Source organism: Streptomyces uncialis (assembly GCF_036250755.1).
Classification (GTDB): Bacteria; Actinomycetota; Actinomycetes; order Streptomycetales; family Streptomycetaceae; genus Streptomyces; species Streptomyces uncialis.
Genome location: NZ_CP109583.1, coordinates 8369937 through 8396032, shown reverse-complemented (window position 1 = coordinate 8396032; position 26096 = coordinate 8369937). Strand labels below are relative to the sequence as shown.

Annotated in this window: 20 protein-coding genes; 6 read left to right on the top strand and 14 right to left on the bottom strand. The window is 72.1% G+C overall.

From position 1 onward, the window contains the following. Positions 1 to 655 precede the first annotated feature (655 nt). Positions 656 to 2539, top strand: a complete 1884-nt coding sequence (locus OG711_RS35245) for an ABC transporter ATP-binding protein (RefSeq protein ID WP_329562724.1) — start codon at positions 656 to 658, stop codon at positions 2537 to 2539. Next, positions 2536 to 4461, top strand: coding sequence for an ABC transporter ATP-binding protein (locus OG711_RS35240; protein ID WP_329562722.1), 1926 nt, complete (start codon positions 2536 to 2538; stop codon positions 4459 to 4461). The genes OG711_RS35245 and OG711_RS35240 overlap by 4 nt, the downstream gene beginning before the upstream one ends. 180 nt (positions 4462 to 4641) lie before the next feature. On the opposite strand, the gene OG711_RS35235 is transcribed toward OG711_RS35240, so the two are convergent. After that, positions 4642 to 5082 carry a VOC family protein gene (locus OG711_RS35235; protein WP_329562719.1) on the bottom strand — a complete coding sequence of 147 codons (441 nt, stop codon included), beginning with the start codon at positions 5080 to 5082 and terminating at the stop codon, positions 4642 to 4644. Between the two features lie 120 nt (positions 5083 to 5202). On the opposite strand from OG711_RS35235, the gene OG711_RS35230 reads away from it, so the two are divergent. Together OG711_RS35230 and OG711_RS35225 are read left to right on the top strand one after the other, a co-directional pair. Continuing rightward, positions 5203 to 5787: a TetR/AcrR family transcriptional regulator gene (locus tag OG711_RS35230; RefSeq protein WP_266512012.1), complete on the top strand. Its 585-nt coding sequence runs from the start codon at positions 5203 to 5205 to the stop codon at positions 5785 to 5787. 125 nt (positions 5788 to 5912) lie between these two features. Then, positions 5913 to 6905: a zinc-binding dehydrogenase gene (locus tag OG711_RS35225; RefSeq protein ID WP_245876804.1), complete on the top strand. Its 993-nt coding sequence runs from the start codon at positions 5913 to 5915 to the stop codon at positions 6903 to 6905. A 211-nt stretch (positions 6906 to 7116) separates the two neighbouring features. On the opposite strand, the gene OG711_RS35220 is transcribed toward OG711_RS35225, so the two are convergent. Genes OG711_RS35220 through OG711_RS35210 form a run of 3 tightly spaced genes read right to left on the bottom strand, consistent with a single transcriptional unit; the run spans position 7117 to position 8673 of the window. Beyond that, positions 7117 to 7950 (bottom strand): hypothetical protein, encoded by an 834-nt coding sequence (locus OG711_RS35220; protein ID WP_329562716.1) that lies wholly within the window; start codon positions 7948 to 7950, stop codon positions 7117 to 7119. Then, positions 7943 to 8518: a sigma-70 family RNA polymerase sigma factor gene (locus OG711_RS35215; protein WP_241561863.1), complete on the bottom strand. Its 576-nt coding sequence runs from the start codon at positions 8516 to 8518 to the stop codon at positions 7943 to 7945. The genes OG711_RS35220 and OG711_RS35215 overlap by 8 nt, the downstream gene beginning before the upstream one ends. Next, positions 8515 to 8673: a hypothetical protein gene (locus OG711_RS35210; protein ID WP_178391037.1), complete on the bottom strand. Its 159-nt coding sequence runs from the start codon at positions 8671 to 8673 to the stop codon at positions 8515 to 8517. Before OG711_RS35210 ends, OG711_RS35215 begins: the two co-directional genes overlap by 4 nt. Positions 8674 to 9489: 816 nt before the next feature. Here OG711_RS35210 and OG711_RS35205 point away from each other — a divergent pair. Continuing rightward, entirely contained in the window at positions 9490 to 10944 is a 1455-nt protein-coding gene (locus OG711_RS35205) for an NAD-dependent succinate-semialdehyde dehydrogenase (RefSeq protein WP_073788939.1), read from the top strand. 375 nt (positions 10945 to 11319) lie between these two features. Here the strand turns inward: OG711_RS35205 and OG711_RS35200 are convergent, their stop codons facing one another. From OG711_RS35200 to OG711_RS35155, 10 genes are all read right to left on the bottom strand, one after another. After that, positions 11320 to 12231, bottom strand: a complete 912-nt coding sequence (locus OG711_RS35200; protein ID WP_073788941.1) for an NAD(P)-dependent oxidoreductase — start codon at positions 12229 to 12231, stop codon at positions 11320 to 11322. 73 nt (positions 12232 to 12304) lie between these two features. Beyond that, positions 12305 to 13291, bottom strand: a complete 987-nt coding sequence (locus OG711_RS35195; protein WP_073788943.1) for an alpha-ketoacid dehydrogenase subunit beta — start codon at positions 13289 to 13291, stop codon at positions 12305 to 12307. Then, on the bottom strand, positions 13288 to 14370 hold the full coding sequence (locus OG711_RS35190) for a thiamine pyrophosphate-dependent dehydrogenase E1 component subunit alpha (protein ID WP_073788945.1): 1083 nt from the start codon (positions 14368 to 14370) through the stop codon (positions 13288 to 13290). The genes OG711_RS35195 and OG711_RS35190 overlap by 4 nt, the downstream gene beginning before the upstream one ends. Before the next feature lie 69 nt (positions 14371 to 14439). Beyond that, entirely contained in the window at positions 14440 to 15708 is a 1269-nt protein-coding gene (locus tag OG711_RS35185; RefSeq protein WP_073788947.1) for a M24 family metallopeptidase, read from the bottom strand. Between the two features lie 154 nt (positions 15709 to 15862). After that, positions 15863 to 16930, bottom strand: coding sequence for an ABC transporter ATP-binding protein (locus OG711_RS35180; RefSeq protein WP_073788949.1), 1068 nt, complete (start codon positions 16928 to 16930; stop codon positions 15863 to 15865). Beyond that, positions 16927 to 18996 (bottom strand): dipeptide/oligopeptide/nickel ABC transporter permease/ATP-binding protein, encoded by a 2070-nt coding sequence (locus tag OG711_RS35175; RefSeq protein ID WP_073788952.1) that lies wholly within the window; start codon positions 18994 to 18996, stop codon positions 16927 to 16929. The genes OG711_RS35180 and OG711_RS35175 overlap by 4 nt, the downstream gene beginning before the upstream one ends. Next, a complete protein-coding gene (locus OG711_RS35170; protein WP_073788954.1) occupies positions 18993 to 19937 on the bottom strand; it encodes an ABC transporter permease in 945 nt (314 codons plus the stop codon). Before OG711_RS35170 ends, OG711_RS35175 begins: the two co-directional genes overlap by 4 nt. Then, positions 19934 to 21331 (bottom strand): amidohydrolase family protein, encoded by a 1398-nt coding sequence (locus tag OG711_RS35165; protein ID WP_073788956.1) that lies wholly within the window; start codon positions 21329 to 21331, stop codon positions 19934 to 19936. Before OG711_RS35165 ends, OG711_RS35170 begins: the two co-directional genes overlap by 4 nt. Further along, complete coding sequence (locus tag OG711_RS35160) at positions 21324 to 23018, bottom strand: amidohydrolase (RefSeq protein ID WP_073788958.1); 1695 nt, start codon at positions 23016 to 23018, stop codon at positions 21324 to 21326. Before OG711_RS35160 ends, OG711_RS35165 begins: the two co-directional genes overlap by 8 nt. 465 nt (positions 23019 to 23483) lie before the next feature. Beyond that, positions 23484 to 25064 carry an ABC transporter substrate-binding protein gene (locus tag OG711_RS35155; RefSeq protein ID WP_329562708.1) on the bottom strand — a complete coding sequence of 527 codons (1581 nt, stop codon included), beginning with the start codon at positions 25062 to 25064 and terminating at the stop codon, positions 23484 to 23486. 252 nt (positions 25065 to 25316) lie between these two features. On the opposite strand from OG711_RS35155, the gene OG711_RS35150 reads away from it, so the two are divergent. Beyond that, the gene (locus tag OG711_RS35150) at positions 25317 to 26078 is read left to right on the top strand and encodes a helix-turn-helix domain-containing protein (RefSeq protein ID WP_073788962.1); all 762 of its coding nucleotides are present in this window, start codon (positions 25317 to 25319) and stop codon (positions 26076 to 26078) included. The last annotated feature ends 18 nt before the right edge of the window (positions 26079 to 26096 follow it).

Here is a 26096-nt window from a genome sequence, read left to right as displayed (position 1 = left end):
ATTGGCCACACCTGTTCAACGGCAAGCTCTCACCGTACCCAGGCAGATCGTTTCGCTCAACCACACAAAGGTGGCACGACGACTTACGTATGACGCCCGCAACAATGGGGCACTTCGAACACCTCCGCGATATTGGTTGAATATTCACCCAGCGCCACACTCCGGCCCCGTCCGGACAGGCTTTCGTTTCCCTTGAAAAACAAGTACTTTCCTTGCCGCGGCACCCCGGCGATGTATTTCGTCGCCGCCCGATCCCCCGACCACACGCACCCGAGTACCTACCCACGAGGTGATCCGCACACCCCTGACCGGGTCCGTCACCCTTGGCGACCCTCGACGGCCGAGGGCCGGACACATCGTTTCGCCACGCGTCGCCGCGTGTGAATTCCCGCCGAATCCGCGGACCGACGCGCCTGTGCGACCGGTCGGCGAGCGGTTTACCCATGTCTCCGCGGCGGCCCCCGCAGCCGCCTCACCGCACCCCGGCACGCGGCGGGCGGGGCCTTTTCGGGCCACCGGAAATTCGTGCGGACACCGGAACCAGAAATCGATGGACCATGACCAAAAAACATGTTCCGTACGGCATCAATATTGTGGACACGAATCCGGCCGAGGAGCGGCCCCCGTCCGCCGCGGCGGCAGCGAAGGAGTGCCGATGAGCACCGGGACAGCCATGAGCGCCGGTACATCCGCGGACGGCGAGGACCCGGCCGGGCCCGCGGGCCCGGCCCCCGGCCGCGGCGACCTGGAGGGTGTCGGCCGGGAAGGTGTCGGCCGGTGGCTGCTGGGACAGACGCGGCCCTTCCGGCTCGTCATCGCCGTCCATCTCGCGGGCAGCCTGATGTGGCAGGTGCTGTCCGCCGCGATCCCGCTCACCGTCGGTCTCGGCTTCGACGCGGTCCTCGGCGGCGAGCGCCCCGACCTCGGCACCTTCCACCTCGTGGTCGCCGTCCTGCTGGCGCTCGTCGTGGTCCGGGGGGTGAGCGGCGTCGTCGCCACGTACTCCCTGGAGTCGTTCGCGAGCGGCCTGGAACGCGAGGCCCGTCGGCAGGTGTTCGCCGGTCTGCTGCGCAAGAGCCAGGGCTGGTTCGACCGGCGGCGCGTCGGTGATCTGTCCGCGCGCGCCACGGGGGACGCCGAGTCGCTGAACCTGATGGTCTCCCCCGGCTTCGACATGGCCGTCGACCTCACCCTCAACATCCTGATGCCGGTCGCCTTCATCGCGCTGATCGATCCCCGGCTGCTGCTCTCCCCCGTGCTCTTCGTGGTGCTGTTCGCGGTGGCCCTGTTCGAGCACGGGCGACGGCTGGAACCCGTCTCCGATCTCACCCGGGAGCGCTTCGGCTCGATGACGGCCCAGGCCACCGAGAGCGTCGCCGGGATCGAGGTGGTCGAGTCGGCCGGGGGCGTGGAGCAGGAGCGGGCCCGGTTCGCCGCCCGCGCCCGGGAGTACCGGGACGCCGCCGTGCGCCAGGCGCGCGCCCAGGCGCTCTCCCTGCCACCGCTGTTGCTCACCCTCGCCACGGCGGGTGCCCTGGTGCACTCGGTGGCGCTGCTGCGGGCGGGTGCTCTCACCATCGGTGAACTCGTCGCCGTACTCGGCCTGATGGGCACGCTGCGCGCGCCCACCCAGCTCGCGTCGTTCAGCATGGGGCTCATCCACCTGGGCGCGGCGGGCGCCCGGCGCATCATGGAGGTCGTGGCCGACCCGGACGACGAGGACGAGCGCGACGGCACGCACCGCGCGGCCGTCGCCGGTGAGATCGTGATGGAGAACGTCAGCTTCGGGTACGACCCCGGCGTCCCCGTACTGCGGGACGTCTCCTTCCGGGTGGCCCCCGGGTCCACCGTGGCGGTCGTCGGGCCCACCGGCAGCGGCAAGTCCACCGTGCTGCGTCTGCTGAACCGCACCTACGTCCCCGACCGGGGACGGGTCCTGGTGGACGGGGTCGCCACCACCGAGTGGGACACCGGATCGCTCAGGTCCCAGATCGCGGTGGTCGAGCAGGACGTGGTCCTCTTCTCCCGGACCATCGCCGAGAACCTGAGCGCCGGGGCGGACACCGGCGCGGACCGCTCCCGGCTGGAGTCGGCGGCCCGTACCGCGCAGGCGCACGACTTCATCATGGCGAGCGAGCACGGCTACGACACGGTGGTCGGTGAACGCGGCGCCACCCTGTCCGGCGGGCAGCGCCAGCGGCTCGCCATCGCCCGTGCGCTGGTCGCCGACCCCCGGGTGCTCGCCGTGGACGACGCGACCAGCGCCGTCGACAGCGTCACCGAGCACGAACTCCAGCTCGCGATGCGGCAGGCGGCGGTGGGACGCACCACGTTCCTGATCACGCCGCGGCTGTCCCGTGTCCGGGCGGCCGACCACATCCTCGTCCTGGACCGGGGGCGGATCGTCGGCCAGGGCGGCCATGAACAGCTGCTGGACGGCTGCCCGTTGTACCGCCGGATCTTCGCGCCCTATCCGGGCGAACCGGGGCGGGCGGCCGTCCCGCGCCACCCGTCCGTGCGGAAGGGGACCCACCTATGACGCATCCGCTGGACGGCACACAGCCGGAGGAGCGCGAACGCCGGTACAGCGACCGGGAGCTGGTCCGGCGGATCACCCCCTACTTCCACGGCCGGGGCGCGGCGGTGGCGTTCGTGACGTGCGCCGTGGTCGTCGCCGCGGTCGCGGGCAGTGCCGTACCGGTGCTGCTGGCCCGTACCGTGGACTCCGCCCTCGACGGCGGCGAGCGGCCGGTGACCGCGCTGGTGGCGGCGATCCTCGCGGCGGGGAGCGTGGCGTGGCTGTGCGCGTATCTCCAGGAGCGCCGGACCGCGACGCTGGTCGGGGATGTGGTGCTGGCCCTGCGGGAGCGGGTGTTCGGGACGGTGATGCGGCAGGACATGGCGTTCCACGACGCGCATCCCACCGGGGTGGTGGTCAGCCGGGTCACCCATGACACCCAGGCGTTCGCGACACTCACCGCCCTGGTGCTGGCCCTGCTGGGCCAGGTCCTGATGATCGTGCTGGTGATGGCGGTCCTCTTCGTCATCAACGTTCCGCTGGCGCTGCTGACCGCGCTGGTGGCCGGGATGATCGTGCTGGTGAGCCTCGGCTTCCGGCGGGCGGCTCGGGAGGCGTCGCGGCGGCAGCAGCGGACCCTGGCCGAGGTGAACGGCTTTGTGCAGGAGACCTTGCGGGGCATCGCCGTGACGCGCAACCACCAGGGGCAGGGATCGGCCGAGGCGGGGCTGCGGGAGGTCGACCGGCGCTGGTACCTGGCGAGCGTCCGGTTGAACCGGTTGTTCAGCGGGATCTTCCCGCTGCTCCTCTCGCTGACCGGGCTCGGTACCGTCGCCGTGGTCCTGGTGGGCGGCCGGGCCGTCGCGGCGGGTGGGATGTCGGCCGGTGAGTGGGTGCTGTTCCTGGAGGCCCTGGCGCTGTTCTGGTCGCCGCTCACCAGCATCGCGGCCTTCTGGAACCAGCTCCAGCAGGGCCTCGCGGCGGGCGAGCGGGTGTTCTCGCTGATCGACCGGGAACCGGCGGTCCGCCGGCACGGCCGGGTCCCGGTGACCCGGCTGCGGGGCGCGTTCGAACTGCGCGATGTGCGTTTCGCCTACGCCGACGGGCACCCGGTGCTCAAGGGTGTCGATCTCACGATCCCGGCGGGCCGGACGGTCGCGCTGGTCGGCCACACCGGCGCCGGGAAGTCCAGTCTGGTGCGGCTGATCACCCGCGCCTATGAGTTCCAGGGCGGTGAACTCCTCGTCGACGGGCGGGACGTACGGACCCTCGACCTGGCGGGATACCGGCGCAATCTGGGGGTGGTCACCCAGACACCGTTCCTGTTCTCCGGCACCGTGGCGGAGAACATCGGGCGGGGCCGGCCCGGCGCCGGGCCGCGCGAGATCGAGGCCGCCGCCCGCGCGGTGGCGGGCGGCGACTGGGTCGACCGGTTGCCCCAGGGGCTGGACACCCGTACCGACGAGGGCGGGGGCAACCTCTCGACGGGACAGCGGCAGCTCGTCGCACTGGCCCGGGTCTTCCTCCAGGACGCCCCCGTCCTCGTCCTGGACGAGGCGACGGCCAGTCTCGACCCGCTGACCGAGGCACAGATCCAGGAGGGACTCGACGTCCTCACGGCGGACCGCACCGCCCTCGTCGTCGCCCACCGGCTGCCGACGGTCCGCAAGGCCGATCTGATCGCCGTCGTCGACGGGGGCCGGATCACCGAGCGGGGCACCCATACGGAGCTGCTCGCCCGGAACGGCTCGTACAGCCTGCTGTACGACCGGTACTTCCGTCATCAGCGGCCCGACACCGACCCCGCCGACCTCCCGGCTCCCTTGCGGCCGGTGCCGGTGGGACCTCCGCCACGGGGACGGCGGGCGACGGCGGCCGACGGCACGGGGCCGACGGACGCGGCGCGCGGGGAGGAGGGGGCCGTGGACGCCCGCCAGGGCTGAGCCCCCGGCCGGGTCCGTCCCGCCCGGCCGAGTCCGTCCCGCCCGGCCGAGTCCGTCCCGCCCGGCCGAGTCCGTCCCGCCCGGCCTGGTCCGTCCCGCCCGGCGGTGTGCGCGGTCCGGCTCTGTGCGACGCGGTCCGGCGGTGTGCGCGGGGCCGGGCGGTGCGCGCGGCCCGGCGGGTCAGCCCTGCGGGAGGTGGCCTTCGGTGTACTGGCCGACGTACTCGCCTTCCGCCGGGACGACCGTGATCACGTCGATCAGCACCCCGTCGGGCGCGGCGACGATGAAGTGCCGCTGGCCGAACTCCTCCGTGCGCGGGGCGAGGAGCTCGGTCAGTCCCGCCCCGCCCACCAGACGCCGGTGCTCGGCGTCCACGTCGGCCACCTCGAAGTTGAGCAGGAGGCCGCCCCGGACCGGGGTGCGGTACCCCTCGGGGACGGTCGGGTGGTCGGGGTCGAGCAGGGCGAGTTCGTAGTGCGGGGCGTCGGGGCGGTGCAGGCTCACGTACCAGTCGGCCTCGAACGTCACCGCGAAGCCCAGATGGCGGGTGTAGAAGTCGCGGGAGGCGCCCACGTCACGGGTGCAGATGACGGGGTAGAAGCCGCCGAGCGTGTTCTTCATGACTCAAGTCCCTTCGTCGTGGGTGCGCGTGGCGTGCCGCACCATTTCACATACCTCGGGTATGTGAAGTCCGGCGCTAACATACCCGGGGTACGCGAAAATGGGAAAGGCGGTACCGCGATGGCGGCGAACCGGGCGGAACAGCGGGCGGCGACCCGGCGGGCCCTGCTCACGGAAGGGCGGCGGCGGTTCGCGGCCGACGGGTACCACGCGGTGGTCCTCGCCGAGGTGGCGGCGGCCGTGGGGGTCACCAAGGGCGCCGCGTACCACCACTTCGCCAGCAAGGCCGGGCTGTTCCGGGCGGTGGTCGCCGAGGTCCAGCACGAACTCGGGGAACGCGTCGCGGACGCGGCGATGGCGCACCCCGACCCCTGGGAGCAGCTGCGCGCGGGCTGCCGTGCCTTCCTGGCGGCGGGCGCCGACCCGGCGGTCCGGCGGATCGTGCTGGTGGACGCGCCGACCGTGCTGGGCTGGGACGAGTGGCGGGCCATGGACGAGGACTCGTCCGCACGTCATCTGGCCGAGGCCCTCGGGTCCCTGGTGACGGCCGGGATCATCGCCGACCAGCCGGTGGAACCCCTGGCCCGGCTGCTGTCCGGCGCGATGAACGAGGCCGCCCTCTGGCTGGCCCGTACGGACGGACCCGGAGCGCTCCCGGACACCGAACGGGCCCTCGACCGGCTGCTGGCGGGCCTGCGGAACTGAGCGACCGCCACCGGACGTGGCCCGGATCACGGAAGTTCTCCCGCCTCACCGGCGTTGACGCCCTCCGGGGCGGTACGGCGCGTCCGCGCCTTCGGCGCCACCCCGGAGCGGATGAGGGAGAGCGGATGGCAGGCATGAGGGCCGTGGTCCACGCGGGACCCGGCGGACTCGCCGGGGTACGGGTGGGCGAGGCCGACATGGCGGTGGCGGGCCCCGGGCAGGTCCTGGTCCGGCTGCGGGCGGCGGGGCTCAACCACCGCGACCTGTTCGTGGCCGCCGGGCGGTCGCCGCACGATCCGCCGCTCGTCCTCGGCGCGGACGGCGCGGGGGTGATCGTCCAGGGTGACGGACCGGACGGGCTCACCGTGGGCGACGAGGTGATCATCGACCCCACGCTCGGCTGGGCGGACCCGTCGGACGTCCCCGAGGTGCCCGGCATCCTCGGCGGCCCGGACGACGGCACGTTCGCCGAGTACGTGGCCGTCCCCGCGCACAACGTCCTGCCCAAGCCCGCCCATCTGGACTGGGCCGAGGCCGCGGCACTGCCGCTGTCCGCCGTCACGGCCTACCGGGCGCTGTTCACCCGTGGCGGGCTGCGGACCGGGGACCATGTACTGCTGCCCGGGATCGGCGGGGGCGTGGCGACGATCGCGCTCGCGATGGCCAAGGCGGTCGGCGCCACCGTCACCGTCACCTCCCGCAGCGAGGACAAGCTGCGCCGCGCCCGGGAGTCCGGCGCCGACCACACCCTGCGCAGCGACGCCGACTGGTCCGCCGCCCTTCAGCGGCCGGTGGACCTGGTGGTGGACAGCATCGGCTCGGCGACCTTCGGCTCCGCGCTGGCCGCGCTGCGCCCCGGCGGGCGGCTGGTCACCCTGGGCGCCACGACCGGCGAGGAGGTCACGCTGTCGCTGCGTGAGCTGTTCTTCCGGCAGATCAGCGTGGTGGGCACGTCGATGGGCAGCGCCGCCGAGTTCCGCGAGATGCTCGCGCTGGTGGCCGAGCACCGTCTGCGCCCGGTGGTGCACCGGACCTTCCCGCTGGACGGGGGCGCGAAGGCCCTCGCCGAACTGGCCGAGGGCAGCCAGTTCGGCAAGCTGGTGCTGACCATGGACTGACGGAGTGACGGAGTGATGGACCGACGGGACAGGTCCTCCCGTACGGCCGGGGGGCCGGTCCCGTCAACGCGCGCGGGGCAGCCGCACCGGGCCCCCGGGCGTCCCCGTCTCCCCGTCTCCCCGTCTCCCCGTCGAACCACCTGCGGCTACCGCGCCCAGCGCTGTCGGGCGGCCCCGGGTGTCGCGACGACGCCCTCGAACCCGCCCCCGGCTACCGTGCGCAGCGCCCCCGCGCGGCCTCCGCGATCGCCACCCGGGGGGTGAGCGGCCGGGCGGGCAGGCCCGAGGCCACCCGCAGCGCGTCGGGTTTGGGCACCTCGCCGGTCAGGCTGCGGATGCGGTCGGTGAATCCCGGTTCGGGCAGAGGGAGTTCGACGTCGTCGTCCACCCAGTCGACCGCGGCCGGGATGTAGTCCATGACCGCGTAGACCATCGCCGGGACCCGCCAGTCGTCCCGGGTGCGCAGGGCCCCCAGTACCCGCAGGGTGGTCGTCAGACTCGCGTCGGCGGCCTCCAGGTCGAGGACGCCTTCGGGCAGGCCGGTAAGCAGACCCCTCGGCCCGCCGACCGCCGAGGGCTCCGTCAGGCGGGCGCCCGGCCGCTGGACGTACCACCAGCTCGCGGGACCGTCCTCACCGAGCGACAGATGGTGGAGGTACAGGCAGTACACGGCGGCCTGGTCCCCCGCGCCCGCGGCGTACTGCCACCAGAAACGGGCGGCCTCGTCACCGGCCTTGAGCTGGAGCAGACAGCCGAGCAGCAGCGCCCCGTCCGGCTCCGGCAGGGTCTGGGTGAGGAAGTTCCGCAGCCCGTGCAGCGCCGCGTGGGTGACCACGGTCTCGCACAGGGTGGTCAGCTGACCGGCCGCCACCAGCCGGTCGTCCCGGGCCGGGCCGGACCCGGCCTCGGCTCCGGGGGCGGGTGCGCACGGCCCGGCCGCGCGTACCGCGATCCGGGCCTCGGCGGCGGCGATGTCCTCACGGGTGCAGGGCACGTCGTCGACCAGGCGGGCGCGGGTGAGGCGGTCCAGCAGGTCGTCATTCACGGTTGCGTCCCTCCATGGAACGGTCCGGCCCGAGGATCTCCCGCAGCCTGCGCCGGGCGTGCCGGTCCGTGGAGCGCACGGCGGCCTGGGAGATCCCGAGTTCGTCGGCTATGCGGTCGACCGGCAGGTCGAGGAGATACCGCAGCACGGTCACGTCCTGCTGGCGGTCGGGGAGCTGGCGGACGGCCCGCATCAGGGTGAGGGACTCCTCCAACTGGGCGATCGGGTCGCTGGAGGTCCGCAGCGCGACGGTGTCGAACGCGGCCTCGTCGAGGGGCTGGGTCTCGGGCCTGCGGCCCCGGTTGTGGTCGGCGACATGGTTGCGCAGCACGGCCCAGGCGTAGCGGTCGGGGCTGTCGCTGCGCAGCACCTGGGGCCATTTTCGCAGCAGTTTCTCGAAGGCCGCGTCGACCGCCTCCTCCGCGTCCGCGCGGTTGCGCAGGAAGGCGCGGGCGTAGCGGAGATAGGCGGGGCGGTGCATCTGGTGGAACGCCGAGAAGTCCAGCGGCGGTGCCTGGGGCATCAGGGTGAGACGACGGGGCGTGCGGGCGCCGTGGTTCTGGTTCACCGTCCCTCCGGTCCGCCGCGGTCGCGGCTGATCTCGCTGAACCCCGCTTTCACCCCGGCCGCCGCGGCTTTGCGGAGGAGGGTGATGGTGTCGCGCCCGAGTACCCGGACCGCGACGGCCGCCATGATGACGTCTGCGGCAAGCCTCATGCTCATGAAAGGATCGGTTCCTCTCGCTGCGGATCGGCTACCGCCCGCCCCGGGGTGGCCGCCGGGAGTGCGCCCGGCGCGCTCCACCATGCAGGACTGATCTCAACGGTCGTTCTGTGCAAAGGCAATCGTGCCCCCGGCCGTCCGGATGCCGCGCTCCGGGCGGTTCGTTGCCCCGTCAACGGGTTTGCCCCGCAACTTCGATCATCCCGGGCCGTCCGGTCCACCGTTCCCACCAGCGGACGGGCGGGCTCCCCGGCCATCGAGGGGTGTTTGCGCAACGCGAGCAAACAGCCGTGGCGGTTTGACGAGTGACGCAGGTCACATCGACGCGGAAGCTTCTCGGCGGGCGAGGAGCTCCCCACGCGAGCCGCCCCGGGACGGCGCGACGACGACCCCGCGCGAGCGGACCCGGACGCCACCAGAACTCCGGGCGGCGGCCCGCGCGCCGGGCCCGCGCATCGCAACCCGCCCCGGACCAACCCTGGGAGCCACGCCGCCCACCTCACCCCGACGCCGCCCCCACGCGTCCACCGAGGCACCCCACCCGGCCACACACGAGCCCCAGTGAACGAGGCTTCCCGCCCATCGGTCAAGCCACTTCCCCCGCACCAGCATCCCCGACAGCGCCATCCGACCCCAATCCCCCACGGAACGTGCGGTAACCCCTCGACCGCCCCGACCCCCTGGACCTACTATGAGGCGATTGGCTTAGCCACTTACCACTCAGCCACGTACCGATGGAAGCGAAGGGACACACCCTCCGTGGACGGGTCCGCCCGTCCCGCCGTCCCACCCGTCCACCCAGCCCCGGAGCCCGCAATGAAACTCGCCGAAGCCCTCGACCTCTGCCCGACCGAACTGCTCGTCGACGGCGTCTGGCGGCCCGCCTCCGACGGCCGCCGGATCGACGTCCACGACCCGGCGACCACCGAGCGCATCGCCTCCGTGGCCTCCGGCGACGAGTCCGACGCCCGTGCCGCCGCCGACGCCGCCGCCCGCGCGCTGCCCGGCTGGGCCGCGACTCCGGCCCGGCAGCGGTCCGCCGTGCTGCGCCGCGCCTTCGAGCTGATGACGGAGCGGGCCGAGTACTTCGCGACGCTGATCAGCGCGGAGAACGGCAAGGCACTGCCCGACGCGCGCGCCGAAGTGGCCTACGCCGCCGAGTTCTTCCGCTGGTACGCCGAGGAGGCGGTCCGGCTCGCCGGGACCGTGCAGCACGCCCCCGCGGGCGGGTACCGGATCGTGGTGGACCGGGCCCCCATCGGGGTGGCCGTCCTGGTGACCCCCTGGAACTACCCCGCCGCGATGGCCACCCGGAAGATCGGCCCCGCGCTGGCCGCCGGGTGCTCCGTCGTCCTCAAGCCCGCGAGCGACACCCCGCTGACCGCGCTCGCCGTCGGCGCCCTGCTGGCCGAGGCGGGCGCCCCGGCCGGGGTGGTCAACGTGGTGCCGGCCGACCGCTCGGGCCGGGTCGTCGGCGCGATGCTCGACCACCCGGCCGTACGCAAGCTGTCGTTCACCGGGTCGACGGAGGTGGGCCGGCGGCTGCTGCACAGCGCGGCGGACCGGGTGCTCAGCACCTCCATGGAGCTCGGCGGCAACGCGCCCTTCCTGGTCCTCGCGGACGCCGACCTCGACGCGGCGGTACGCGGTGCCATGCTCGCCAAGATGCGCAACGGCGGCGAGGCGTGCACGGCCGCCAACCGGTTCTACGTCCATGAGTCGGTCGCCGAGGAGTTCGCGAGCCGCTTCGCCGCCGCGATGGCCTCGCTGCGGGTCGGGCCGGGCCTGGAGGAGGACACCGAGGTCGGACCGCTCGTCAACGCCGCGACGAGGGACAAGGTCGCCGAACTGGTCGCGGACGCCGTCACCCGCGGCGCCCGGGTCCGCACCGGCGGACGCGCCCCGGACCGTACCGGGTACTACTACGAGCCCACCGTGCTGGACGAGGTGGCCCCCGGGTCGGCGCTGCTGACGGAGGAGATCTTCGGTCCCGTCGCCCCCATCGTCCGGTTCCGCGACGAGGCCGAGGCGATCCGGCTGGCCAACGACACCGAGTACGGGCTGGTCTCCTACGTCTACACCCGCGATCTGCGGCGCGGACTCGCCGTCTGCGGCGCGCTGGAGAGCGGCATGGTCGGACTGAACCGCGGCATCGTCTCCGACCCCGCGGCACCCTTCGGCGGGGTCAAGCAGAGCGGGCTCGGCCGGGAGGGCGGCCACGAGGGCATCCTGGAGTACACCGAGACCAAGTACATCGCCACCGACTGGTGAACCGCTGACCGGTGAGCCGTGCACCACCGGGACCACCGAGGGCCCGTCGCCGCACCGGCGACGGGCCCTCGGCGTTCCCGGGACCCGGCCGACACGCACGGGTCGGCCGGCACACACGGGTCGCCCGGCACACACGGGTACGGCCACCCGGCAGGCACACGCGTACGGCCCGCGGCACGCCACACATACGGCCCTTCGGACCGCGTCCGGGCAGCACGGAACCGCCGTGCGCGGGCCCTCGCAGGACAGGGCGTCGGCTCGCGCACGGCGGGGTCGGAAATCAGGGGTCCGGACCGGGGTGGACTCAGGGGCCCGGCCCGGACCCCCGCGCCGGGGGCCGCCGCACCGGGGTTCGTCCGGCGGCCCCCGGACGTCTCATCGGGTGGAGTCGTCCCCGGAACGCATCCCGGCCGCCCGCGCCTCGACCTCGAACAGCGCCGCGTAGTCCTCCTCGGCGAAGCCGTGGCCGATCGCCGTCTGGATCAGCTGGTGGACCATGCTGCTCACCGGCATCGGCACCTCCAGATGACGGGCGGCGCCCAGACCCAGGTCGAAGTCCTTGCGGAGCATCTTGTTGTTGAAGGTGGGCGTGTAGTCCCGCTCCACCAGGGCGCGGCCCTTGTGCTTGATGAAGGTGGAGCCGAGCACCGAGCCGTTCAGGAAGTCGATGAACGCGCCGCGCGGCACCCCGCCCTTCTCCGCGAGGGTGGTGACCTCCACCAGCGCCTGGGTGATCATGCCCAGCATCAGGTTGTGACAGATCTTCACCAGCCGGCTCTGCTCCTCCGGGCCCGCGTGCACCACGGTCGGGGCGATCAGCTGGAGGTACGGCAGCACCCGGTCGTAGGTCTCACGGGGGCCGGAGGCGACGATGGCGCCCATCCCGTCCGCGACCATGTGCGGGTTGCCGCTGATCGGCGAGGCGAGGAAGTCGACCCCGGCCGCCCGGCAGGCCGCGCGGACCTCGCTGGACGCCTCCGCGGAGACGGTCGAGCAGTCGACGATGACCGACGGGGTCCTGTCGGCGCTCAGCAGCCCGCCCTCGCCGGTGACGACGTCGATGAGGTCCTGGCTCGCGGACACCATCACGAACACGATGTCTGCGTCCGTGAGTCCGGTGATGGCGGGGACCGCCTTGGCGCCCTTGTCGACCAGCGGCTTGGTCTTGGCCGCGGTGCGGTTCCACACCGTGAGGTCGGCACCGCCCGCGAGCAGGCTCTCCGACATGACCGTGCCCATCCGGCCGGTGCCGAGCCAGCCGAGCCGCTCGTTACGGGATGCACTCATGGTTGTTCTCGCCTTTCGAGGGGGTGTTTCGAGGGTGTGAGGTACTGCGGTGGATGTTCGGTGACGCCGGGGCTCAGGCGCCCATGGCGGCGCCGATCGTGGTGACGATCCGCTCCACGGAGGGAATCGCGAGGTCCTCCAGCGCGTCCGCCGACGGCAGCGGGATGTGCGGGGTGGTGATGCGCACGGGCGCGCCGGTGAGCGCGTCCCAGCACTCCTCGGTGGCCAGTGAGACGATCTCGGCGCCCCAGCCGCACAGCCGGGGATTCTCCTCGACCGTGAACAGCCGCCCGGTGCGCGAGGCGTGCCCGAGGATCGTGGGCGTGTCCAGCGGGACCAGGCTGCGTACGTCGATCACCGCGCAGTCCAGCCCGCGCTCGGCGTGCAGCCGCTCGGCTGCCTCCAGCGCCTTGGGGACCATCGCGGCCAGCGCGACGATCGTGGCGTCCTCGCCCTCCCGGCGGACGACGGCCCGGCCCAGCTCCTCCACGATCTCCCCGTCGAGGTCGGGGATCTCCTCCTTGCTGGAGTACAGGGCCTTGTGGTTGAAGAAGATCACCGGGTCGTTGTCGCGGACGGCGGCCGCCATCAGCCCGACGACGTCACGGGCCGTGGCGGGGGCGACCACCTTCAGGCCGGGGATGGCCATGGCCCAGTTCTCGATGGACTGCGAGTGCTGCGCCCCGAACCGCAGTCCGGCGCCGTTGCCGCACTGGATGACCAGTGGGAAGGACACCTGGCCGTCCGACATGTAGCGGGACTTGGAGATCTCGTTGGCGACCAGGTCCCAGCAGACCGCGAAGAAGTCGCTGTACATGATCTCGGCGATCGGCCGCAGCCCGGTCATCGCGGCGCCCATCGCCGCGCCGAGGATGGCCTGCTCGCTGATGGGGGTGTCCCGCACCCGCAGCGGGCCGAACTCCTCCAGGAGTCCCGCGGTGGTCTTGAACACCCCGCCGGCGGCGGCGACGTCCTCACCGAGGAACACCACCCGCTCGTCGCGGCGCATCTCCTGCGCGATGCCGTGCGCGACGGCCTTGCGGTAGGTCAGTACGGTCATGGGGCCAGCCCCTCCTTCTGCTGCGCGGCCTGGTCGGCGCGCGGCTCGGTGCGCCAGGCGTGGCCGCCGTCGCTCCAGACATTGGTGTAGAGACGGGACAGATCCGGCCAGGCGCCGCCCTTCGCCTCCTCGGTGGCCGCGTCGATCTCGGTCACGATCTCGGCGTCGACCGCGTCCAGCTCGGCCGGGTCGAAGCCCCGGCCGATCAGCCGCTCCCGGTAGGTGATCATCGGGTCCTTCTCCATCCAGGCGCGGACCTCGCCGGGATCGCGGTACTTCGCCGGGTCTGCCCGGGAGTGGCCGCCGTGCCGGTAGGTGACGGCCTCGATCAGGGCGGGCCCGCCCCCCGCGCGGGCCCGGGCGATCGCCGCGGACGCCGTCAGGTACACCTCGTCCGGGTCGTTGCCGTCGATGACGACGGAGTCCAGGTTGTAGGCCGACGCGCGGTCGGCCGCCGGGTTCTGGACCGCGGTGACGCTGTCGATGCGGGTGTACTCCATGTACAGGTTGTTCTCGCACACGAAGACGACCGGCAGGTTCCAGATGACGGCGAAGTTCAGCGCCTCGTGGAACGCGCCGATGTTGGTGGCGCCGTCCCCGAAGAAGCAGACGGTGACCTGCTCGGTGCCCCGGTACTGGGCCGACCAGGCGGCGCCGTTGGCGATGACGAGCTGCGCGCCGATGATGGCGTACGAGCCGAGGATGCCGCGTTCGGCGTCGATGAGGTGCATCGAGCCGCCCTTGCCGTGCATCAGCCCGTTGTCCCGGCCGAGGAGTTCGGCCATCAGGGGGGCGAGCGGGGTGCCGCGGGCGACGAGGTGGTTGTGGCCCCGGTAGGTGATGAAGGAGTAGTCGTCGGGCCGCATCGCGGCGGCGACCCCGGCGGCGACGGCCTCCTGGCCGATCCCGAGGTGGGTGGTGCCCTTGACCAGGTTCTGGAGGAACAGGTCGTACGCCCGCTTCTCGAACTTACGGGCGGTGGACATGGTCCGGTAGAGGGAGAGCGCTGTCTCCTCGGACACGTCCCCGCTCACGGGTCCCGTGAGCGGCGCAAACGCGGCGCTGGTGTCGACGGACATGGGTCCGCACCTTTCTCGACGGCGGGTCACCGGTGCCGCTCGTGGCGGCTGCCGGCCCGTCGCGTCGGCTCAGTACTGGTTGGCGATGAAGAGTTCGTCGGCCGGGAAGCGGGTGAGGATCTCGACCCCGGTGGCGGTGACGACGACCTCCTCCTCGATCCGGGCGGCGGAGACGCCGTCGGTGGCGGGGCAGTAGGTCTCCAGGGCGAAGACCATGCCCTCCTCGATGAGCATCGGGCTCTCCAGCGAGGTGAGGCGGCTGATGATGGGCCGCTCGTGCAGGGCGAGACCGAGGCCGTGCCCGAAGAGCAGCCCGAACGCGGTCTTCTCGTCCTGGACGCCGATCTCCTCGGCCGTCGGCCACAGCCGTGCGACGTCGGCGGTGGACACACCGGGCCGGATGGCGTCGATGGCGACGTCCATCCATTCCCGGGCGCGGGTGTAGGCGTCCCGCTGGACGGTGGTGGCACGGCCGACGTTGAACGTGCGGTAGTAGCACGTCCGGTAGCCGTTGTAGGAGTGCATGATGTCGAAGAACGCCTGGTCTCCCGGGCGGATGATGCGGTCGGAGAAGTTGTGCGGATGCGGGTTGCAGCGTTCGCCGGACACCGCGTTGATGGACTCGACGTCGTCGGAACCCATCTCGTAGAGCCGCTTGTTGGCGAGGGCCACGATCTCGTTCTCGCGGACGCCGGGCTTCAGTGCCTCGGTGATGTCGTGGTAGACGCCGTCGACCATGGCGGCGGCCATCGACAGCAGGGTGATCTCGTCGCGGTTCTTGATCTGCCGGGCGTCGAGCATGGTCTGCTGGCCGTCGCGGATGTCGAGGCCCTGGCGGGTCAGCTCGGTGTGCATCGGCAGGTCGAGCAGATCGACCCCGACGGGCATCCCCCCGACACCGGCCTGGGCCAGCCGGTCCTTGATCTCCGTGACGGCGCGTCCCATCAGATCGGCGTCCGGGGGGACCGCGCCGCGCATGGTGGTCCACGAGGAGAGACAGTTCTCGGGCTTCATCCAGGGCGCGTACATCCGGTTGTGCACCGCGGCCGAGCCGAAGTCCCACAGGATCAGCTCGCCGGTACGGGTGTAGATCGCGTACCGCGACAGCTTCTCGCGGGTCCACTCACCGATGGATATACCGGTGAGGTAGCGGATGTTGTTGTTGTCGAACACCAGCACCGCGCCCAGCTCGCTCGCCTCCAGGGCCTGCTGGATACGGGCCAGCCGGTAGGAGCGCAGCCGGTCGAAGTTGACCCGCTCCTCGAAGTCGACGAGGCCGTGGCCGGGCGCGGGGGCGACGGGCAGCGGAGGGGTCGGGGGAACAGCGGAGGGGCTCATGGGGTCTCCGTGTACGAGGGGGCGGACAGGTGGGCGGGTGCGGTGGGGTGGGCCGGCCGCGCGGAGGGCACGGCTCGGGGGACACCGGAGGGGTAGGAGGGACGAGGGGTGGGTCCGTCGCCCGGACCGCGCCGTCCGCGGTCCGGGCGACGGGTCAGGGGGCCGCCACCGGGACGGGCCCGGTGTGGTGGCAGGCCGCGAGCGAACCGGACGACGTGCCCGTGACCGGCAGCAGCACCGGTCCCTCGGTGCGGCACAGGTCGTCGGCCCGGGGGCACCGGGGGTGGAAGGCGCAGCCCGGGGGCGGCGCGAGCGGGCTGGGCAGTTCGGCGTCGGTGGCGAGCTCCCGCCGCCGCGCCGAACGCTCGGACTGGAGTGCCGGGTCGGCGACCAGGGTCGAGGCCAGCAGGGTCTGGGTGTAGGGATGGGCGGGTTCCCGGTAGACCCGTTCGGCCGGTCCGGACTCCGCGAGCTGTCCCAGGTACAGGACCCCGATGTCGTCGCTCATATGGCGGACGACCTCCAGGTCGTGCGCGATGAACAGATAGCTGACGCCGAGTTCGCGCTGGAGTTCCTTGAGCAGGTTGATGACCTGGCTCTGGGTGGACACGTCCAGGGCGCTGACCGGTTCGTCGCAGACGATGAGCCGGGGCCGGGTGGCGAGGGCCCGGGCGATGGCCACCCGCTGGCGCTGGCCGCCGGACAGTTCGTGCGGGTAGCGCTGGGCGTGGAAGCCGGAGAGCCCCACCCGGTCCAGGGAGTCGGCGATCTCGCGGTGGCGTTCGGCGCCGGACAGCGGGCGGTGCCGGGTGAGGGCCTGCCCGAGGGTGACACCGATGGTCTGCCGCGGGTTCAGCGAGGACAGCGGGTCCTGGAAGACGACCTGCACGTCCCGGTTGAACGAGGGCGGGGTGCGCCGGCCGAAGGCGGCGATGTCCTGGCCGTCGAAGAGGACCCGTCCCTCGGAGACCGGGGCGAGGCGCAGGATGGCCCGTCCGATGCTGCTCTTGCCGGAGCCGGACTCCCCGACCAGGCCGAGGGTGCGTCCGGCGCCGATGGTGAAGCTGACGTCCCGGACGGCGGTGAGCAGCTTGGGCTTGCCCGTCATGCCCCGGCCGAGCTGGTAGCGCACGGAGAGGTTCTCGACGGAGAGCAGCGGGGCCGTGCCGTCCGGCGCGGGGCCGGTGGTGTCCGGGGCGCGGTCCGTGGCCTTGTCGTTCATCGGGCACCTGCCAGGTCGAGTTCGGAGGCCCGCAGACAGCGCACCCCGTCGATGTCGACCGGCACCGGTGTGGTGCGGCAGGCGTCGGTGGCGTACGGGCAGCGCGGGTGGAAGCGGCAGCCCTGGGGCCAGTCCCAGGCCGGGGGGACCCGTCCGGGGATGGTGGCGAGCGGCTCGTCGCCGTTCCCGTGGTGCGGTACCGCGGCCAGCAGGGCCTCGGTGTACGGGTGCCGGGGAGTGGCGAACGCGTCCCGTACGGTGCGCTGTTCGGCGATCTGGCCGGCGTACATGACGGCGATCCGGTCGCAGCTGTCGGCCACCACACCGAGGTCGTGGGTGATCAGCAGCAGCGACATCGACAGCCGTTCCCGCAGTCCGGCGAGCAGGTCGAGGACCTGGGCCTGGATGGTGACGTCGAGCGCGGTGGTCGGCTCGTCCGCGATGAGCAGCTCCGGGTCGCAGGCCAGCGCGCCGGCGATGACGACCCGCTGGGCCATGCCTCCGGAGAACTGGTGCGGGTAGTCCTTGAGCCGTTCCCGGGGTGCGGGGACGCCGACGAGGTTGAGGAGTTCGGCGGCCCGTTCGGTGGCCTGGTTGCGGTTCAGGTCGCTGTGGGCGCGGATGGCGTCGGTGAGCTGGCGCCCCACGGTGTGCACCGGGGAGAGCGCGGAGCCCGGGTCCTGGAAGACCATGCCGACGCGTCCGCCGCGCACCTTGCGGAGTTTCTCGCCGCGCAGTCCGGCGAGTTCGGTGTCCTGGAGCCGGATGGAGCCGGAGGCGACGGTGACGCCCCGGGGCAGCAGTCCGAGGATCGCGGAGGCGGTGATGGACTTGCCGCAGCCGGACTCGCCGACGAGGCCGAAGGTCTCGCCGCGGTTGATGTGGAAGGACACCCCGGAGACGAGCTGGGCGCCGCCGGGGTCGGTGACGGTGAGCCCGTCGAGGCGGAGCAGGGCGTCGGCGGGTGCCGGTGCGGGGCCGCGGACGGTGGTGAGTGCCGTGGCGGTCGCGGTGGCCGGGACGGCTTCGGCCGTGGGCCGGTCGGTGACCGTGGCCGTGGCCTTCGCCGTGCTGTCCATCGGGCCGTCCGCCGCCGGTTCGGCCGGGGTGTTCGCCGGCGCGAGGTCGGTCAGGGCGGCCGGGCCGATGCCGGTGGGGTCCCCGGGCCCCGCCGGGACGGTCGTCCCGGCGGGGGCCTTGGACCTGCCGGGCCGGGTCGCCCCCGCCGACCGGGGCGACCCGGCGTCCCTCAACCCGTCCCCCAACAGGTTGAAGACCAGGACGCTCAGGGTGATCGCGGCGCCGGGCAGGATCGCGAGCAGCGGGTGCTCGGCGACATGCTGGCGGGACGCGTCGAGCATGGCGCCCCAGCTCACCGCGGTGGTGTCGACGCCGACGCCGAGGAAGCTCAGGGTCGCCTCGATGAGCAGGGCCGTGCCGAGCGCGATGGACGCCTGCACGATGAGGGGCGGCGACACGTTCGGCAGCACCTGGCGGAACATGATCGACAGGGGGCGCAGTCCGAGGACCCGGGCGGCGTCCACGTACAGCTTCTCGCGTTCGGCGAGGACCACGGCGCGGGTGATGCGCATGAAGCTGACGGCGAAGATGAGTCCGACGGCGAGCATCGCGTTGCCGAGGCCGTTGCCGAGGACGGCGACCAGGGCGAGGGCGAGCAGCAGGGCGGGGATGGACTGCATGACGTCGGCGATCCGCATGCCGATCCGGTCCCACCAGCCGCCCCGGTAGCCGACGAACAGTCCGAGGCCGACGCCGAGGACGAGCCCGATGGCGACGGACTCGCCGGAGGCGAGGAGCGCGGTGCGGGTGCCGTAGATCAGCCGGGTCAGGGTGTCGCGGCCGAGGTCGTCGGTGCCGAGGAGGTGGTCGGCGCTGGGACCCTGGAGCTTGTCCGCGACGCTGATCTCGGTGGGGCCGTACGGCGCGATGAGCGGGGCCGCGAGGGCGAGGGTGATCTGGAGGGCGAGGAAGGCCAGACAGATCACGGTGACGGGCTGCCGCAGCAGACGGCTGAAGGTGCCGGCCCGTGCCTGGTGGGTGCTCATTGAGGCCTCACCTTCGGGTTGATCACGCCGTACAGGACGTCGGCGCCCAGGTTGACCAGGAGGACGATGACGGCGACGAGGACGATGGAGCCCTGGAGCACCGGGTAGTCGGCGCGTACGACGCTGTCGATGAGGAGGGTGCCGAGGCCGGGGACCGCGAAGATCCGTTCGATGACGAAGCTTGCGGCGACCAGGACGGACATCTGGATGGCGATGACCGCGAGGACCGGGACCATGGCGTTCTTGGTGGCGTACCGCAGGACGATCCGCCGCCGTTTGATGCCGCGGGCCAGCAGGGTCTGGACGTACGGCGACTCCAGGGCGTCGATCATCGCGCTGCGGGTCTGCCGGGCGATGACGGCCGCGGTGTGGGAGCCGAGGGCCAGGGCGGGCAGGATCATGCCCTGGAACCAGGCGGCGGGGTCCTCGGTGAGCGGGGTGTAGCCGACGACGGGCAGCCAGCCGAGGTTGACCGCGAAGACCAGGACCAGCAGCATCGCGAGCCAGAAGCTCGGTACGGCGAGTCCGAGGGCGACGACGGTGGTCAGCAGCCGGTCGGCGACGGTGCCGGGGCGCAGTGCCCCGAGCACCCCGAGCGGGACACCGACGGCCAGGGCGATGACCATACCGGCGATGGCGAGCGACAGGGTGATGCCGATGCCGGTGCCGATGGACTCGGTGACGGGGACGCTGGTGTAGAGAGAGGCCCCGAGGTCACCGCCGAGGGCGCCGCCGAGCCAGTCCACGTACTGCTCGAACAACGAGCGGTCGAGGCCGAGCTGGGCGGTCATGGCCGCCTTGTCCTCGGCCGGCGCGCCCTCGCCGAGGATCTGTGCCACCGGGTCGGTGGGCGTCATGTGCACCAGGCTGAAGACGAACACCGACACCAGCAGCAGGGTGGGAAGTGCGGACAGCAGCCGCCGCACAAGGAACTTGGTCACCGGACCGGTCCCAGGTCCGGGACCGGTCCGCCCTGCGCGGCGGCGTCGGCGAAGACCCGCTCGCGGACCCGGCGGGTCGCGGCGCCCGCGGCGGTGGGGTCGAGGTCGGTGAGGACCTTGCCCCGCTTGCGGATCCGGCCGCCGACGATGACGGTGTCGACGTCACGCGGGGTGGTCTGGAGGACGATGTGCGCGGCGGGGTCGCCGAGGGCGACACCGTAGGGCTCGGTGTCGACGAGGACGACGTCCGCGAGCCGGCCGGGGGTGAGGCGGCCGAGTTCGTCGCCGAGACCGAGGTGGGCGGCGGCGTTGACGGTGGCGAACTCCAGCATGTCGCGGGGCTGGACGAGGGGGACGCCGGGGCTGTGCTCCAGCGGCCAGCGGCCGGCCTCGCGTTCGGTGGTGGCGTCGACGTTGCGCATCAGCAGGAAGGTGAGACGCATCGCGGCGAACAGGTCGATGGAGACCCGGGCGTGGGTGTCGATGCCGAGGCTGGGGCGGGCGCCCGCGCGGTGGGCGCGGTTGAGGATGGTCATGGACCGGCCGCCGCCGAACTCGCCCTCGGGGGTGAAGGAGATACCGCCACCGCAGGCCGCGAGCGCCGCCAGCTCGCTGTCGTCGGCGGCGTTGGCGTGCGCGGGGACGATGTCGGAGCCGAGGAGTCCGGCCTCGTGCAGGGCGCGGATCTGGCCGGGCGGGTTCTGGTGGACGCTCATCCGCATCCCGAGTTCCCGGGCGAGCAGGATCTCCTTGGTGACGCGGTCCATGGACCCGTACTCGATGGAGCCGAGCGCCATGCCGACCCTGAGCAGTCCGTCGCCGCCGAGGTTGATCTCCTCGTGCAGGCGCTGGACGTGCTCCAGGCGCCAGGCGTGGTCCTCGGGCGGGGCGCCGAAGCTGCCGAGCATCCCGTAGGCGAAGAGGGCGCGCTGGCCGGTACGGCGGTGGGCGCTCAGTCCGGCCTCGGCGGCCTCGGGGGACATGACGTTGTGGCAGAAGTCGAGGACCCCGGTGACTCCGGCGTCGAGCATCTGGACGGAGCCGGAGAACGTGGCGTCGTGGATGTCGTCGGGGCCGAAGTGCTCGCGGAGGTAGAAGACCTCGCGCTGGTAGTCGTCGCCGGTCCAGCCCCGGGCGTGGAGTCCCTTGAGGGGGGTCTGCCAGGCGTGCATATGGGTGTCGATGAGACCGGGGATGGCGATCATGCCGCGGGCGTCGATGACCTCGGCGTCGCCGGGCACCTGGTCCGCGAGGTCCGGTCCGACGGCGGTGATGCGGTCCCCGGTGATCAGGATGTCACCGGTGGTGAGGTCGCCGTAGCCGGGGTCCATGGTGAGGACGGTGGCGCCCTTGATCAGCAGGCGGCGCTCGTCGGTCGAGGTGTTCTCAGGCACGGCTGACTCCCTGGGTGACGGGGTGGGCGACGGGCAGCTCGGCGAAGGGCTTCGCGGTGTGGACGATCCGGCCGCCCACGAGGGTCAGCACGGACTCGATGCGCGGGATGACCTCTTCGTCGACGGTGAGGTAGTCGTCGCTGAGGACGGCGAGGTCGGCGAGCAGACCGGGTTCGAGGCGGCCCCGCTCGTTCTCCTCGAAGCTGAACCACGTACCGGAGGCGGTGTAGCCGCGCAGCGCCTCCTCGCGGGTGAGCAGATGCCGCGGGTCCAGGGTGTCGTTGCCGGTGACGGTACGGCCGTTGAGGAACCAGGCGAGGGTCGCGAAGGGGTTGTACGAGGCGACCCGCATGGCGTCGGAGCCGAGACCGAGCGGGATCCCCCGTTCGATGAGGGTGCGCAGCGGCGGGGCCTCGGCGACGGTCTCGGCGCCCCAGGCGGTGATGGCCTCGTCGCCCTGGAAGCGGAACAGGCCCTGGGCGAGGACACCGGCGCCGAGGGCGGCGATCCGGTCGACGTCGACGGGCCGCAGGGGCTCGGCGTGCACGAGGGACCAGCGCAGATCGCTGATGTCGTGCTCGGCGTGCACCTGCTCCCAGGCGGTGAGGACCGCGTCGATGGTCTCGTGGTGGTGTGCGTGGGTGTGCACGGTCCAGCGGTTGCGGGCCAGGTCGGTGAACATCTGCCGGAGCTGGTCGCGGACCTCGTCGTCGATGACGACGGGGTGGGCGATCTTGTCGACGGTGCGGTACAGGGCGACCTCGCCGGAGCCGATGACGCGCAGCATGTTGTCGCCGACGTCGAGCGGGGTGAAGCGGAGGTAGCCGGCGAGCTCGTCCATCTCGGTGCCGGCCCGGGACGCGTGGACGGCGAGGCGGCTGCGGACGGTCAGCAGACCGCGGCGCCAGGTCTCACGGATCGCGGGGTAGGCGTCGGGGCCGCTGTTGAAGCCTCCGCCGTCGATGGCGCCGGTGATCCCGAGCCGGTTGAGCTCGCGGGACATCTCGGCGGTGGAGGCGACCTGCTCCTCGAAGGTGGGGCTCGGCATCCGCCGGTAGAACCACTCCATCAGCGGGGTGCCGTTGACCTTGCCGGTGAGTTCGCCGTCGGCGCCGGTCTCGAACGAGGCCGGGTCGAAGCCCTCCTCGGCGAGTTCGCGGACCAGTGCGTGGTCGACGCCGAGGACACGCATCGCGGCGGTGTTGAGGACGGCCCAGTCGTAGAGGAACTGTACGTAGACCGGGTTGTCGGGGGCCGCGGCGTCGAGTTCCGCGCGGCTCGGGCCGCGGTTCTCGGGGAACTGGGCGGGGTGCCAGCCGCCGATGACCCTGATCCAGCTGCCGGCGGGGCGCTCGGCGGAGCGGCGGGTGATGGCCGCGAGTCCGCTCTCCAGGGTGAGCTCGTCCTCCCAGCGGACCTCGTCGCGCCAGGTGCGTCCGGCGCGGACGATGTGGACGTGCGAGTCGATCAGCCCGGGGACGACGCGCCGCCCGGCGAGGTCCACCACGGTGGTGCCGGGACCTGCGAGGTCCTCGATCTCCCGGCTGGTGCCGATCGCAGTGATCCGCTCGCCGCTGACGGCGACGGCTTCCACCTCGGCGCTGCGGGCGTCGGTGGACATGGTGGTCACGCGCCCGTTCAGGAGCACCAGATCGGGGTGCGCGGCGGAAGGCGGTGTGCTGCTCATGGGTGGGTTCTCCATCCGGGGTTTACGGAGGGTGGGTACTGAGAGGTGCACAGCGGGGGGGGCGGCGTGGGGCTCCGGCGCCTCGTGCGGCGTCCTGCGGATGCCGTGGGAGGCGGGCCGGGGTTCGGTGGGGTGGGTCCACCCGGCGGATCGGCTGCTGCGGTGTGTGGTTCTCGTGACGCGTGGTGCCGGTGGTACGTGATGCGTGGTGCTGGTGGTGCTGGTGATGTTCGTGGTGCGTGGTGCCGGTGACACGTGTGTGGTGCTGTGCCGCCTGGTTACTGCCTGGTCACCGCTTGGTTCTCGCGACGGGTGGCGTCGGCGAGGGCCGCGTACGGGGTTGCCGGGTGCAGCCGGCCGGGCGGCGGGTCGGCGAGGGCGGACCGGGGTACGGGCGCACGGTCCGTGCCCGCGGTCTGCGGGTGGCGCGGGGAGGTTCCCGCGATCCGGGGACGCGGCGTCCGGTCAGCCCACGATCTTGGCGTCCTTGTAGCGGAAGACCGCCACGTCGTTCGTCGTGGAGACGATGTTGTCGACCTTCTTGGGGTTGTACGCCCAGAAGCCGGAGTAGTCGAAGTAACCGCAGTCCAGCGCTTCGTCGTTCACTATCTTGGACATCTTCTTCCAGGCCGTCTCGCGTGCGTCGGGGGTCTTGGCGGCAAGGCCCTCCTCGGCGGCGGCCGTCAGCTCCGGGTACTGCGCCTTCAGCGGGTTGCCGGGTGCGGTGGGCGCGAACTTGCGGTTGTAGTAGTCGTAGGCGCCCGAGCGGGAACCGTCCGAGAGGATGGAGGCCGGGTACTTGCCGTTCTGGTAGGTGCTCAGGAACTGCGGGAAGTTCGGCAGTTCGAGCTCGACCTCGATCCCGATCTTCTCCATCTGGCTGCGGAACAGCTCGGCGATGGTGCGCTGGGTGTCATAGCTGATCAGGGTGAACGACTTCGGTGCGCTGCCGGCCTCGGACAGCAGCTTCTTGGCCTTGGCGAGGTCGAAGGGGTATCCGCCGAGCGCCGCGTCGTAGCCGGGCTGGCCCTCCGGGATGCGCTGGAGGTGGGTCTTGCCCTTGCCGCCGAGCGCCGCGTCGATGTAGTCCTGCGGGTTCATCGCGTGGCAGATGGCCTGACGGTACTTCTTGTCCTTGAACACGCCCTCCGTGTCGTACATCTGGAGGTGCCAGAGCACGGACGGGAACCAGGTGGACTTGAGTCCTTCCTTGTCCGCGCGGGACGCGAGCGGGGGTGTGGTCCAGACGACGTCGAGCTGTCCGGCCCGCAGCGCGTTGTAGAGGCTGTCGGGGTCGTTGATCTGCGTGATCTCGACATTGGCGGGTCCGACGGACTTCTTGTCGTAGTACTTGTCGAAGGCCTTGACCGCGGTCCGCAGCCCCTTGGTGGTCTTCGCGGCGTCGAAGGCCCACGGGCCGGTACCGGCCGGCTTGGTCTTCCAGGTGCCGTCGGCGAGCGCCTTGGGCGAGACCATGAACATCCCCAGCCGGGCGAGGTTGTTGATCAGGCTGGGCGCGGCCTGCTTGAGGTCGATCCGGACATGGGTGGCGTCCACGGCGGTGATCGTCTTCACGGCGTCGAGCTGGCTGCGGTACTGGCTCGGGCTGCTCTTGACGCGTTCCAGGTTCTTGACCACGGCCGCGGCGTCGAACGGGGTGCCGTCGTGGAAGACCACGCCCGAGCGGAGGGTGAGTTCGATGTGCTCCGGCGTCTCCTTCCAGGAGGTGGCGAGCTGGGGCTTGAGGGTGAAGCCGTCGGGGGCCACGCTCATCAGCGGTTCGTAGACCAGCGAGGAGAACGTGCTGTTCTGCTTGTTGACCGTGTCCCAGTCGTCGAACTGCTGGTTGGTGCCGACGCGCAGGGTGCCGCTCGGTCCGTCCCCGGAGGTCTTCGGGGCGCCTGCCGAGTCCTTCGTACCGCCGCACGCGGTGAGGGTGACGGCGAGGGCGGTGGCGAGCAGGGCGCCGCCGGAGCGGACACCGGGGGTTCTTGTCCGGGCCGAGCCGGCCCGTCTGCGCGAAGTGGACCGTTCATTGACTGTCACAGCGAGAACCTCCACACAAGGTTGTGCGCCCTCCTGGAAGGGGCTTGTGCGCTATAGTGCACGCTCCGTGCAGCATTCTTGTCAAGGGTTAAATCAAACCCCACCCCAATCTGAAATATCGCCCCCGATCGGGTGACAGCTGTGCACCATGTCAGCCATGCTGTACAGCGGTGCACACTCCTATACAGTCGGCATGTGCACGAAGACACGGGAGCGACCGGACCGACCGCACCAAGAGAAGCAGGAGCCGCCATGAAGCCAGCGGGGGGAAGTCCCGGACTCGGCGCGCGACTGAGGAGGGTCCGTTCCGAACGCGGCCTGTCCCTGCGCGAACTCGGCCGGCTCGCGGGCTGCTCGGCGAGCCTGATCTCACAGGTGGAACGCGGCCAGACCGCCCCGTCCGCGGGCGTGATCTACGGGATCGCCAACGCGCTCGGCATCTCCCTCGACTATCTCTTCGGGGTCGGCGAGGACAGTACGTCCCCCTCCTCCGCGCGCCGGGCCGACGAGCCGCGGTCGGCCATGGCGGCGAACGGGACCGCGCCCCGGCTGGCCATGGCGGTCGGCGCGGTGGCGGCGTCCGGTCCGGGCCCCGGCTCCGACGGTCTGCCGGACCCCGACGGCCTCCCGGACCTCGATCCCGTCCCCCCGCCGTCCCTCGCGCTGCCCGAGGAACCTGTGGTCCAGCGCCGGGGCCGGCGGCGCACCATCGATCTGGCGAGCGGGGTCCGCTGGGAGCGGCTCACCCCCCAGCAGGACGCGCGGGTGGACTTCCTGGAGGTCGTGTACCAGCCCTTCGGCCGGTCGACCGACAGCCGTGCCCCGATCCGCCACGACGGCCGCGAGTACCAGCTCGTGCTGCACGGCACCCTGCACGCGGACGTCGGCTTCGAGACCTACGTCCTGGAGGCGGGCGACTCGCTGGCGTTCGACTCCGCGACCCCGCATCAGTACCGCAACATGTCGGACCAGGAGGTCCGGGTCATCTCCGTGGTGGTCCACCACACCGCGTGACGCCCTGGGGCAGCCGGT

What these genes read in the sequence shown, in the direction of transcription:
- OG711_RS35150 (WP_073788962.1), top strand. Translation starts at nt 25,317, where the DNA reads ATGAAGCCAGCGGGGGGAAGTCCCGGACTCGGCGCGCGACTGAGGAGG.
- OG711_RS35200 (WP_073788941.1), bottom strand. Translation starts at nt 12,231, where the DNA reads ATGAGTGCATCCCGTAACGAGCGGCTCGGCTGGCTCGGCACCGGCCGG.
- OG711_RS35185 (WP_073788947.1), bottom strand. Translation starts at nt 15,708, where the DNA reads ATGAGCCCCTCCGCTGTTCCCCCGACCCCTCCGCTGCCCGTCGCCCCC.
- OG711_RS35210 (WP_178391037.1), bottom strand. Translation starts at nt 8,673, where the DNA reads ATGAGCATGAGGCTTGCCGCAGACGTCATCATGGCGGCCGTCGCGGTC.
- OG711_RS35225 (WP_245876804.1), top strand. Translation starts at nt 5,913, where the DNA reads ATGGCAGGCATGAGGGCCGTGGTCCACGCGGGACCCGGCGGACTCGCC.
- OG711_RS35230 (WP_266512012.1), top strand. Translation starts at nt 5,203, where the DNA reads ATGGCGGCGAACCGGGCGGAACAGCGGGCGGCGACCCGGCGGGCCCTG.
- OG711_RS35190 (WP_073788945.1), bottom strand. Translation starts at nt 14,370, where the DNA reads ATGTCCGTCGACACCAGCGCCGCGTTTGCGCCGCTCACGGGACCCGTG.
- OG711_RS35195 (WP_073788943.1), bottom strand. Translation starts at nt 13,291, where the DNA reads ATGACCGTACTGACCTACCGCAAGGCCGTCGCGCACGGCATCGCGCAG.
- OG711_RS35235 (WP_329562719.1), bottom strand. Translation starts at nt 5,082, where the DNA reads ATGAAGAACACGCTCGGCGGCTTCTACCCCGTCATCTGCACCCGTGAC.
- OG711_RS35180 (WP_073788949.1), bottom strand. Translation starts at nt 16,930, where the DNA reads ATGAACGACAAGGCCACGGACCGCGCCCCGGACACCACCGGCCCCGCG.
- OG711_RS35245 (WP_329562724.1), top strand. Translation starts at nt 656, where the DNA reads ATGAGCACCGGGACAGCCATGAGCGCCGGTACATCCGCGGACGGCGAG.
- OG711_RS35160 (WP_073788958.1), bottom strand. Translation starts at nt 23,018, where the DNA reads ATGAGCAGCACACCGCCTTCCGCCGCGCACCCCGATCTGGTGCTCCTG.
- OG711_RS35205 (WP_073788939.1), top strand. Translation starts at nt 9,490, where the DNA reads ATGAAACTCGCCGAAGCCCTCGACCTCTGCCCGACCGAACTGCTCGTC.
- OG711_RS35175 (WP_073788952.1), bottom strand. Translation starts at nt 18,996, where the DNA reads ATGAGCACCCACCAGGCACGGGCCGGCACCTTCAGCCGTCTGCTGCGG.
- OG711_RS35240 (WP_329562722.1), top strand. Translation starts at nt 2,536, where the DNA reads ATGACGCATCCGCTGGACGGCACACAGCCGGAGGAGCGCGAACGCCGG.